Consider the following 11,341-nt stretch of genomic DNA (forward strand, 5'->3'; position numbering starts at 1 on the left):
TCCGCATCGACCAGGTTGCCGATACCCTTTTCCAGGGCGTCAGACAGCTTGCCGACAAAACCCTTGTGGATCTCGAGCGAGCTGGACGCGGTGCCGAGCTTGGCCAGCGATGCGTTCAGGTTGTCGAGAGAGGTTTCGATCGTGGCGACGAGCGTGGAAGCGTCGCCAGCAGATGCGAAGGAAGCCGCAGCCGCAACGGTCACATTGCCGCCGCCCAGAGAGAAGTTCTGGTCGGAGATCGTGATCGTGTTGGAGCCGTCAGCATTGGCCAGGGCCGAAATGGACGTAACCGAGTTGTTGATCAGGTTCGTGCCATTGAATTCGGCATTGTCGACGATTGTGGAAATCTGGTCGCGAAGAGCCTTGAAATCTTCGTTCAGGGCCGTGCGGGACGCCGTATCGAGCGACGAGTCGGAAGCAGCCAGGGCCTTTTCCTTCATCTCGATGAGGATGTCGCCGATCGCTTCACCAGCGGCCAGGGCCACGTCGGTGGTCGAAGCAGCCAAATCCAGAGAATTGCCGACAGCGGCATAGCCGTTGACGTCGGAGCGCATCTTCTGGGCAATCGCGTAAACGCCGCCATTATCCTTGGCGGACGCCACAGCCAGACCGGTGTTGATGCGGCTCTGGACTTGCTCCATGTCGCGGTTGGTCTGATTGAGGTTCTGCAGCGCAACCATGGCGCCGGCATTCGTGTTGATTGTAGCCATTTCTTGGCCCTTTCCATTCTGGTGTGTTCCGGACGTTCTGCCCGTCGGGTCTTCTGACCCACACAAAGGAAGAGCAAAGCTGGTGCCAGTTGGCGATTGACCTCGAAGGTTAATTCCGAGTCGCGTGATTCGGCGGGATGTTTTTGCCGAGTCAAACTTTCCCCGGTAACCATTTGCCCGGCAAAAATTGCCTATCAAAGACCGCAAATGGCTAGGAAAAATCTGCCGGTCGGCAAGATTTTATGATTAATATCAGGTTAATGGTCGATTTTAGACATGGGTATTCGCCAGCGCTGGCGAACCTGAAAAAAATGACCGGGATCGCCACGAAGGCGATCCCGGCCGGACGAACTTAGCCGAAGAACGACAGGATGGTCTGCGGCGCCTGGTTGGCAATTGAGAGCGCCTGGACACCCAGCTGCTGCTTGACTTGCAGCGACTGGAGTCGGGCGCTTTCCTTGGCCAGGTCGGCGTCGACCAGATTGCCGATCCCCTGCTCCAGCGTATCGGACAGCTTCGTCGTGAAGTTCTTGTGAATTTCCAAGGACTTCGAAGCGGTACCGAGCTTTGCCAGAGCCGTGCTCAGGTTGTCGAGAGACGTTTCGATCGTGGCCACAAGCGTGGACGCGTCTCCTGCCGATGCGAAGGAACTCGTCGCAGCCACCGTCACGATACCACCGGCCAGAGTAAAGTTCTGGTCGGAAATGGTGATCGTGTTGGAGCCGTCAGAGTTGGCCAGAGCCGAGACAGAGGTCACAGTCCCGTTGATCAGGTTTGTGCCGTTGAACTCAGCATTGGAAGTGATCGTAGCGATCTGATCCCGCAGGGCCTTGAAGTCTTCGTTCAGGGCTGTACGCGAGGACGCATCAAGCGATGCATCAGATGCCGCGAGCGCCTTCTCCTTCATCTCGATCAGGATATCCGAAATTGCCTCACCGGCTGCCAGAGCTACGTCGGTGACAGACGTCGCGAGATCCAGGCTTTGCCCGACCACACCATAACCATTGACCTGGGAGCGCATGCGTTGGGCGATGGCGTACACGCCGCCATTATCCTTCGCACTGGCAATTTCCAGGCCTGTGTTGATGCGATTCTGAACCTCGTTCATGTCCATGTTCGTCTTGTTCAGATTCTGCAGGGCAATCATCGCCCCAGCGTTGGTGTTGACAGAAAGTGCCATTGTTGTGCTCTCCATTCTGGATGCGTTTAAGGCCGAATTTTTCAGCCGCGAGCCTTTTGCTCGCAGCAGGCATCGCAAACGGCATGCCGCGGAACGGACGCGAAAAAATCAATTAAATCTGAGCATTAGGATATTAAAAAAGGCACCCTCCGAAGAAGGTGCCTGTTCCTGCCTGCCCGTTATTGCCGCATCGGCAATTGTTACCCGGCGGCTTGGCTCGCGCTGGCATTGGCCTGGGGCATCAGCCCCTGCATGACGGTCCGGTTGATATCGACCAGATCATCGATCGCCTCGGGATTGCGCATGGCGTGACTGCCGTGCTTGGAGACGAAGATGGACAGCGAGATGATAGCGGCACGCAAGGCCTCTGGCAGCTTGTTGTCCTGACTGGCGCAATCAAGCGCCAGATTGCTCCAGACGCGGCGATTCCAGTCAATCGCCTCGGCCCGGTCACGGACCGCCTCCATGGGCAGTGTCTTGGCATTCATCAAGGAACGCGTCACCTGGGCAAAGAGCCGGTATTCGGTGGCTCGCGGGTCTTCGGCCCGCGCCGCGGTATTTTGATAGGCTTGAAACGACATCAGCTCAGCCTCTCGGCTTCATAGGTCATGAGTTTGCGGCAGCCCAGCAGCGCCTTGTAGTGCTCACCCGCCATGACATCGCGGCTGACATTCACACAAAGCCCGAGGATCTGCGGGTCGGAGACAACGCCCATGAACTCATTCATCCGGAGGACGAATTCGTCATAGAGCTTGTCGTCATTCTTGTCGGACAGATACATCATCATGATCGGAAAATAGATCCGCTTGACCGGTGTATCGACGTCTTCGGCCTGCAGGATGTCCTTCTCGCGGAGCACCGAAGCCTTGTTCTGCAGCACAAGATTGGCCCGCCGGTCACCGTTTTCGATAACGGCTCCGTTCAGAACAAACCTCTCGCCGGGTTTGAGCGAGATTTTGAGCGGCATGAGGTCCCTCCGGTCCACAACGAGTGCGATCAGTGATGTTCGCGGCCTGCAGGTTGGCAATATGGGGTGAAGAAAAGGTTTCCACTGCGGCCGCGCACCGTCATTCGTTATTAGCGAGTTCTTAAAGCGAATCTCCTGCCTTGGCCGACAGAATCGAGGCAGGATTGATGACCATGCAGGAAGCCAGCGCGCTCGACCTTGATGCGGAAATATCCGCCCAGGCCGAAATCGAGAAGAATGAAACCCGCGATGCGGTACCGCTCGGTGCCCAGGCGGTCCGCGTGGACTCGCATCTGGAAGGCATGCCTGCCGAACGTCGGCGGACCTTCCAGAAAGTCGTCGCCCTTGCCAAACGGGCCATGAAGACGTCAGCCGAAGGCGATAATGTCGCCGCGGCCCGCCTCGCCCACAAGGCCTGGCTGCTCGCCCCCGACATCGCACTGACCAATCATGTGCTCGGGCTCATGCTGTACAATCTGGGCCGGTTGTCGCGGGCGCTCGACTTTTTCGAAGCCGCCTGGAAGATCGATCCGAAAGACGCCGAGATCTACCAGAAGCTCGGTCTTGTCGCCTGGAAGCTCGACATGCTGGAGGCGGCAGAGAAATTCTACCGCCTGCAATACAAGCTGGCCCCGACCGCCGTCGATGCCGCGATCAATCTCGGTGGCGTTTTGCGCGATGCGGGCAAGTTCGAGGAAGCGATCGAGATCCTGCGCACGGCGATCTATGCGCATCAGGACAATTTCGAACTGTGGAATTCAATGGGCACTGTCATCAATGACAGTGGTGACCCCGTTCAGGCGCGCACCTTCTATGAAGAAGCGCTTCGCCTGCGGCCGAATTACGGGCGCGCTCACAACAACATGGCCAATATCCACGAATTGCTGGGCGAACCCGAGCTTGCCATTCCGCATTTCGATGCCGCCCTCCTGGACCCTGCCGATCCCATGGAGGAGGCCACCATGCAGCATGGCCGCTCCATGGTTCTGCTGGCCGCCGGCCGGATCGAGGAAGGGTGGGCCGCCAATGAGAGCCGGCTCAATCCGAACCGGGCCCAGGCCACGCTCTTCACCCTCAAAACCCCGATGTGGGATGGCACCCATGCCGAGCAAATGCGCGGCAAGACACTCCTCCTCGTTGGCGAGCAGGGACTGGGCGACGAAATCCTGTTCATGAACACCGTCAAGGATCTGCTCGACGCCGTCGGGCCGGACGGGGAGCTGCGGATCGCCTGTGAATACCGCCTCATGCCCCTGGTTCAGAGGTCCTTTCCCGAAGCGGTTGTCGGTCACCACATGTCGGCCAGTGTCGAGGGCCGCGATGTGCGCGTTGTGCCGCCCATGCTGGAGAAGGGTGCGGATTTCTGGACGCCGATGGCCACGCCGCTTCGCTCTTTCCGAAATCGCGTTGAGGATTTCCCGGCCGAGACGGGCTTCCTGGCGCCGGACGCCGAGGTACAGGCCACCTTCCGCAAGCAGATCGACAGGTTCGGCAAGGGGCTGAAGGTCGGCGTTTTGTGGAAATCCCTGAACATGAATGCCCGCCGCTCCCGCTTCTTCTCGGCTTTTGACGCTTGGGAGACTGTGCTGAAGACGCCGGGCGTGGACTTCATCAACCTGCAATATGGCAAGGTCGAGGACGAACTCGCCCTCGCCAAGGAGCGCTTCGGCGTCACCCTGCACCAGCCCACCGATATCGATTTGAAAATGGATCTCGACAAGGTGGCCGCCTATGCCTCGGCCTGTGACCTTGTGATCGGGCCCATGAATGCGACCTCCAATCTGGCTGCCGCCTGTGGTGGAACGGTCTGGTTCATCCACGCCCGCTCCTCGACCTGGACGCTGCTCGGATCGGATCGCCAGCACTGGTATCCGCAAACGCGCTCTTTCTTCGGCTCCGGCTTCCAGGACTGGGACAATACGATGACACGCGTGGCCGCGGATCTGGCCAAGCTGGCCAGCAAACAGGGCTGACCCGCATGTCGGTGCGGCTCGCCCTTCGCGCCGATGGCTCGGACACGATCGGACTGGGCCATGTCATGCGGTGCGGGGCCCTGGCCAATGCCTTGGTCGCGGCAGGCGCGACGCCGGTCTGGCTGACGACGACCCCGCACCACCTGCCGGCCGATCTCGCCCCGACCATCAAGATCGTCACGCTGGACAGCGATGACGATCTTGTCGACCAGCTGGAGTCGGAGCAGGTCCACCACCTCGTGGCGGACTGGAAACGCACCGACGCAGAGCGGGTTGCCCTGCTTCGCAGGCAAGGGTTTCACGTCACCCTGATCGGCAATTTCCTGCATGGCGCGATCCCGGATCTCCATATCCGGCAGGGCTTCCTGCCCGGCCTGTCCCCGTCCGGGTCGCCCGCCCTCAGCGGACCCAAATACCTATTGCTATCAGATAGATACGACAATCTTCCGGCCCGCAAGGTGCGGGCAAAGGCCGGGCATGTCCTGCTGTCACTTGGCGGGACACACACACCGCTCCTCGCCCGAATTCGCGCCATTCTGGCGCGGGCATTTCCCGCGATCGATTGTGAGTGGCGCGGCCCGGCGACCGACGGCCCGGTACCGCCCCTGGGTCAGGCCCTGCAATCGGCCGATATCGGCATTCTCGCCGGCGGCACCAGCCTGCACGAAGCGGCCGCGACCGGTCTGCCAACCCTGTGCGTGCCCATCGTTGCCAATCAGCTGGACCGGGCGGAGCAGTTCGAGAGCGTTGGACTGGGCCTGTCACTCAATCCGGAGGATCCGGGTTTTGACCGTCATTTCGAGGCCGAATTGTCGGGCCTGATCGCGGATGCCGGGCGCCGCGAGGCAATGGCCCGGACCGGCCAGGCACTGGTCGATGGCGGCGGTGCAGGACGGGTCGCCCGCCACCTGCTCGGACTGGCCGCGACGCGTTCCGTGGAATCGCAGTAAATCCTTAAGTCTCAACAGGTCCATTGGACGGGAAGCGCCACGGTGATTCGCCCCGGGCGGATCGAGAAACACAGGGCAGGCCCATGACAGGTGACAGCCAGAGCAAGACCGGGCCGACCTCCGGCGACCACCAGGTCTGGCCGAATTTCCTGGTCATCGGCGCGCCGAAATCGGGCACCACCTCGCTCTATCACTATCTCAGCCAGCACGATGACGTCTTCCTGTCGAAGGTCCGCAAGGAAGGCCGCTTCTTTTCCGGCGTCGGCGACGGCTCGGTCTACTGGCCGGAATTCTACCATTTCGACACGGCGCCGGATGTCAGCGACTATCAGGCCCTGTTTGGGGATTATGACGGGCAAGCGCGCATTGGCGACGTCTCGCCGGACTATTACGCCTACGCCCCGATCGCGGCGCCGCGCGTGATGACCTATTGCGGGCCGGAGACACGGATCATCGCCATCCTTCGCAATCCGGTGGACCGTACCTATTCCCACTATCTCCAGAATGTCCGACGCGATGCGGAATTCTATTCATTCGAGAAAGCCCTCGCCGACGAGCCGCGCCGGATTGCCGCCAATTGGGGCTTTCAGTGGCTCTACGCCGATACCGGCCGATATGCCGAACGCCTGCGGGAATATCGCGACCGTTTCGGCAAGATGCTCATCCTGCTGCAGGACGAACTCGATCAGGACGGGCCGGGAACGGTGAAGCGGATTTTCGACTTTCTGGAGATCGACAGCGATGTGCCGGTCACGGTGGAGACACGCTATAATACGGGCGGAATACCGCGCTCGAAGATGAGCATTCTCGAAGGCGCCCATGATGATCGTGACGGGGACAGTTTCGAGACATTGCACACCGAACTGATCGCTCCGGTCAGTGGTGTCGCCGGCGCGACCAGCGCCGACGGCGTTTATCCGCCGATCCAGGACACCGCGGTTTCGATCCCGCCAATGGCTGAAGAAACGCGCGCCCGCCTGCAGGCGCAGTTCGAACCCGAGATTGCGGCCCTGGAACACCTGCTTGGTCGCTCGCTCGACCAATGGCGGTCGACATGAGCCTGTCGGACCTGACCAAAGGTGTCCTCGTCACCGGCGTTGGCGCACCGCCCGGCCTTGGGACATTGCGTTCCCTGCGCCTCGCCGACCCGTCCCTGCGCCTGGTCGCCGCTGACACCAATGCGCTGGCCGGCGGACTCTTCGAGCCCGGCACCGAACACACCATCCTGCCCTCGGCCGCGGACCCGGCTGCCTATCGGGCAGCGGTGAAAGCCTTCTGCGAACGCGAGGATCTCGACATCATCATCGCCGGATCGGAAGCGGAGATCGCTGCCCTCGCCCCGGTTGCCCGCGAGTGGAGCGCAGCCGGCCTGCGGGTCCCGGTCTCCGAGCCGGAGGTGATCGCCTTCGGGATCGACAAGGGCTTGTTGCTCGAGCGGGTTCGCCGGGTCGGCCTGCCCCATCCACAGACGCTGCAACCCGCCAGCGACGCGGACCTCGAGGGCTGGGACGGTGGCTTCCCCTGCGTGCTCAAACCGCGCAGCTCGCGCGGCGCACGCGGGGTCAACTACCCCTCCGACCCTGCAGAGCTGCGCGCCGTGTGGGCCGAGACGTCGGCTGAACACGGCCCTTGTGTGGTCCAGCAACTCATCCCCGGCGGGGCGGAAACCGTCTATACGATCGGCTCGCTCTGGAACCAGGGCGACCTGGTCGTCTCGACCCTGCACAGAAAGCTGCAGACCAACCCGCCTTCCGGCGGTGTCGCCATTGCCGGCGAGACGGTGGATGATCCCGGTCTGATGGCCGCCGGTCTCGCCGTGCTCCAGGCGTCCGGCCCCTGGCATGGCCTCGCGGCGGTCGAGCTGAAACGCCCGACCAGGGACGCCCCGCCCTATTTGCTGGAGATCAATCCACGCATGTGGGGCTTTGGCTATCTGATGACGCTGGCCGGCCTCAATATCCCCGCCCTGCTGATCCGCATGCTGGCCGGACGCGAGCATCTGATCGGCCATATCCCGTCAACCTTTCCGCCCTATGCTCCAACGCGTATGGTTCGAACATGGCAGGACATCGAAATCCCGCCGACCGAGGAGACATGATCGTGACCCGGACAGTCGCCGTCATTCAGGCCCGCACCGGCTCCAACCGGCTGCCGGGCAAGATCCTGGAAACCCTGCACGACGATGTGTCGCTGCTGGCCTATCAGTGCCGCCATCTGCGGGACATTGAGGGTGTGGACGAGCTGGTTATCGCGACCACAACCAATCCCGATGATGATGCGGTCGTGGCTCTGGCCGAGAGCGAGGGCATCCGTGTCTTCCGCGGCTCGGAAGAGGATGTGCTGTCGCGTTTCCTGCTGGTGGCCGAACACACGCTGGCAAAGACGCTGATCCGCATCACCTCGGACAGCCCGTTCCGCGACCCGGCCGTAATCGCCCGCTGTGTCGCCGAGCATCGCGCCCAGGGCGCCGAATATACCCGCCCCAGCGCCGGTCACCTGCCCAAGGGCCTGCGCGCCGAGGTCGTGGAGACCGCGGTCCTGCGCCAGCTCGACAGCGCCGCAGAGACGACCCCGCGCGATCGCGAGCATGTCACCGTCTTCATTCGCGACCATCTCGACCGTTTCCGCTGTCACACGGTCGATTTTCCGGAAGCCCTGCACCGGCCGGAGTTTGATGTGTCGGTCGACACACAGGACGATCTCGCCCTGGTGCGGGTGCTCTATGCCAGCCTGGCCGAACGCGACTGGCCGGTCGACACGGTGCATTTGTGCCGCCTGCTCGACGAGACGCATGTGCTCAAATCCATCCTCACAGACCTGGCCTCCTGACCCATGACCCACATTGATGTGATCGCCGAGATCGGCTCCAACCATGGCGGCGATATCGACGTCGCCAAGCGCTATATCGAGGCCTGCGCCAAGGCCGGGGCCGATGTCGTCAAATTCCAGACATTGAGCCGCGAGGGCCTCATCGCCCGCTTTGTGAAGGATGCGGACGGACAGGTCGTGGAGAATCCGAAATTCGCCGCATTCAGCAATGCCGGCCTGCCCGATGACTGGCATGCGCCCCTGAAGGCCTGCGCCGAGGAGAATGGGGTGGAATTCATGTCCACGCCCTTCTCGCTGGATGCTGTTGCGCTGATGGAAGAGATCGGGGTCAAACGCTACAAGATTGCCTCCGGCGACCTCACCTTCACACCTCTGCTGGAAGCCCTGGGCGCCACCGGCAAGCCGCTCATTCTCTCCAGCGGCGCCAGTTATATGGATGAGGTGACACAGGCCGTCGGTACGCTGAGCCGGACCGGTTGCCCGAAGCTGACCGTCCTGCACTGTGCCGCCAGCTATCCGCCCGCCTGGGAGGATCTCAACCTGGCCGCGATCACGACGATGCGAAAGACGCTTGGCCTGCCGGTCGGCCTCTCCGATCACTCGCCCGGTGCGATGGCCCCGATCGCGGCGGCCGCCCTCGGTGCGGTCGTGATCGAAAAACACGTCACCTTTGATCGCAACACGCCCGGACCGGACCATCCCTTCGCCATGGAGATGGACGAGCTGGCCGCCATGATCGCCGATCTGCGCAATCTGGAAATTGCCCTGGGCGATGGCGAGAAAAAGCCCGCCGCGAGCGAGATCAATCGCCGCCGCAATCTGCGCCGCGGCCGCTATGACGCCGCCACCGGAAAGCCGGACGAAAACGGCACGGACTGGCTGCGCCCGCAACACGCTCCGGATGACCGCGCCGAAGCCTGAGCCGGCTCGACAAGTACACGAACAAAAACGCCCGCCGGCTATCCGGCGGGCGTTTTCGTGAGACCGACGGACGGTCTATTTGGTGCGGATCGAGTCGATCTTTGATGCAGAGACGCCGTCGACGATGGTGCGATTGATCATCGGGTGGTTCTCATCCTGGGGACCGAAATCACTGTCCGGATGATAGGCAATCACGCGCATCTCGCTGTCGAAGGTGCGGAATTTGTGGTGCCCCTCATAGGGAATGCGGAACATCACGCCCGGCTCGAGCGGGATGATGCCTTCCGGCGTCTCGCATTCGCCGCGCCCCGAATAGACGACACCGATCCGGTCGGACGGGTGGGTGTGAGAGGTCTGGTCAATGCCCGGCGGGAAATAAAGCAGATTGAGGCAGGGATCGCCCATCTTGACCGGCGCGATCAGCAGGCTGTCAGTGCAGCCATCGATATATTTGAGGCGCCCCTGCGGTTCGACCGGTCCGCCGATCGTGAAAAACGCCTGGTGGAGCTCGCGGGCCATGACGATCCCGCGGCCGCCGGAGACGGTGAGCGCGTTATTGGCCGAGAAATACATTCCCGCCTGGAGCGTGAATTGTCCCGAGGCGGTGACAAGCGTTGCCTCGCCCTCCTGGACAAAGCCGAAATAGGCGGTGTCCACATTGCCCAGTTCAAGCCTTTCGCCATCCCAGGCATGCAGAGTGGTCGGGAAATTGGGATCACAATCCGCAACCTTCCCGGTCAGCCATTCGAAGGCGTAAAAATTCTGGGTCCGCATCATCCCGTCAGCCATGGATCCTGCACCTTTTTCATCATGCAACCACACTCGACGGGATTCGTCTTTACAGTCCCTTAATCGACGCGTGTTGGTGGCGAATACAAAATTAACGGGTTCAGCCCTCTGGAGACATGCGACCAATCGCGCTAGATCGCTGAGATGCGCTTTGAAGGAACAGATCAGTACGTTGCTGATGGTGAACTGAGCGCCGCGGTCAACGCCGCGGTTGCTCTCGAGCGCCCGCTACTCGTCAAGGGCGAGCCGGGCACGGGCAAGACGGAATTGGCCAAGCAGGTCGCCCAGGCGATGGGCATGCCGCTGATAGAATGGCACATCAAGTCGACCACAAAGGCCCGCCAGGGCCTGTATGAGTATGATGCCGTGGCGCGTCTGCGCGACAGTCAGCTCGGCGATGACCGGGTGCACGACATCAACAATTACATCCGCAAGGGCAAGCTGTGGGAGGCCTTCGCCGCCCCCGAGCGCTCTGTTCTGCTGATCGACGAGATCGACAAGGCCGATATCGAATTCCCCAACGACCTCCTGCAGGAGCTCGACCGGATGGAATTCCATGTCTACGAGACCGGCGAGACGATCACCGCCAAGAACCGCCCGGTCATCATCATCACCTCGAACAATGAGAAGGAATTGCCGGACGCCTTCCTGCGCCGCTGCTTCTTCCACTTCATCGCCTTCCCCGACGAATCGACCATGCGCAGGATCGTCGAGGTCCACTATCCGGGCCTGAAGGGTCGCCTCCTGTCGGAAGCGTTGACGCTTTTCTACCAGATCCGCGATGTGCCCGGCGTCAAGAAGAAGCCCTCGACCTCGGAACTCCTGGACTGGCTGAAACTCCTCCTCGTCGAGGATATCGACGCCTCGGTCCTGGCGGAACGCGATCCGCGCAAGCTGATCCCGCCCCTGCACGGTGCCCTGCTGAAAAACGAACAGGACGTCATGCTGTTCGAAAAGCTCGCCTTCATGGCGCGCCGCCCGGGTGGCCCCGGAGAAGGGCCGCGCGGGCCGGGGGCGGCTTA

Annotated in this window: 12 protein-coding genes; 7 read left to right on the forward strand and 5 right to left on the reverse strand. The window is 61.7% G+C overall.

What is annotated here, in order from left to right; translation table 11 throughout:
* The 4 genes from QZ266_RS04225 to flbT form a co-directional block, all read right to left on the reverse strand.
* The coding region (locus QZ266_RS04225; protein ID WP_295691911.1) for a flagellin at positions 1–710 on the reverse strand (710 nt) is incomplete at its 3' end.
* 352 nt (positions 711–1,062) lie between these two features.
* Positions 1,063–1,890, reverse strand: coding sequence for a flagellin (locus QZ266_RS04230; RefSeq protein WP_295691912.1), 828 nt, complete (start codon positions 1,888–1,890; stop codon positions 1,063–1,065).
* A 200-nt stretch (positions 1,891–2,090) separates the two neighbouring features.
* The gene (gene flaF, locus QZ266_RS04235; RefSeq protein ID WP_295691914.1) at positions 2,091–2,471 is read right to left on the reverse strand and encodes a flagellar biosynthesis regulator FlaF; all 381 of its coding nucleotides are present in this window, start codon (positions 2,469–2,471) and stop codon (positions 2,091–2,093) included.
* On the reverse strand, positions 2,471–2,857 hold the full coding sequence (gene flbT / locus QZ266_RS04240; protein ID WP_295691915.1) for a flagellar biosynthesis repressor FlbT: 387 nt from the start codon (positions 2,855–2,857) through the stop codon (positions 2,471–2,473). The genes flaF and flbT overlap by 1 nt, the downstream gene beginning before the upstream one ends.
* A gap of 140 nt (positions 2,858–2,997) precedes the next feature.
* Between flbT and QZ266_RS04245 the strand changes: the two genes are divergently transcribed.
* From QZ266_RS04245 to QZ266_RS04270, 6 genes are all read left to right on the forward strand, one after another.
* Positions 2,998–4,830, forward strand: a complete 1,833-nt coding sequence (locus QZ266_RS04245; protein WP_295691917.1) for a tetratricopeptide repeat protein — start codon at positions 2,998–3,000, stop codon at positions 4,828–4,830.
* 5 nt (positions 4,831–4,835) lie between these two features.
* Positions 4,836–5,780 carry a hypothetical protein gene (locus tag QZ266_RS04250; RefSeq protein ID WP_295691919.1) on the forward strand — a complete coding sequence of 315 codons (945 nt, stop codon included), beginning with the start codon at positions 4,836–4,838 and terminating at the stop codon, positions 5,778–5,780.
* A gap of 83 nt (positions 5,781–5,863) precedes the next feature.
* Positions 5,864–6,838: a sulfotransferase gene (locus QZ266_RS04255; protein ID WP_295691921.1), complete on the forward strand. Its 975-nt coding sequence runs from the start codon at positions 5,864–5,866 to the stop codon at positions 6,836–6,838.
* A complete protein-coding gene (locus QZ266_RS04260) occupies positions 6,835–7,878 on the forward strand; it encodes an ATP-grasp domain-containing protein (RefSeq protein WP_295691923.1) in 1,044 nt (347 codons plus the stop codon). Before QZ266_RS04255 ends, QZ266_RS04260 begins: the two co-directional genes overlap by 4 nt.
* Before the next feature lie 2 nt (positions 7,879–7,880).
* A complete protein-coding gene (locus tag QZ266_RS04265; RefSeq protein WP_295691924.1) occupies positions 7,881–8,609 on the forward strand; it encodes a hypothetical protein in 729 nt (242 codons plus the stop codon).
* Positions 8,610–8,612: 3 nt separating this feature from the next.
* Positions 8,613–9,530, forward strand: a complete 918-nt coding sequence (locus tag QZ266_RS04270) for an N-acetylneuraminate synthase family protein (protein WP_295691926.1) — start codon at positions 8,613–8,615, stop codon at positions 9,528–9,530.
* A 75-nt stretch (positions 9,531–9,605) separates the two neighbouring features.
* Here QZ266_RS04270 and QZ266_RS04275 read toward each other — a convergent pair whose 3' ends face one another.
* Positions 9,606–10,319 carry a cupin domain-containing protein gene (locus tag QZ266_RS04275; protein WP_295691927.1) on the reverse strand — a complete coding sequence of 238 codons (714 nt, stop codon included), beginning with the start codon at positions 10,317–10,319 and terminating at the stop codon, positions 9,606–9,608.
* Positions 10,320–10,463: 144 nt separating this feature from the next.
* Between QZ266_RS04275 and QZ266_RS04280 the strand changes: the two genes are divergently transcribed.
* Positions 10,464–11,341 (forward strand): MoxR family ATPase (locus QZ266_RS04280; RefSeq protein ID WP_295691929.1); only part of this gene is annotated, 878 nt, incomplete at its 3' end.

Source organism: uncultured Maricaulis sp., assembly GCF_905480005.1.
Lineage (GTDB): Bacteria > Pseudomonadota > Alphaproteobacteria > Caulobacterales > Maricaulaceae > Maricaulis.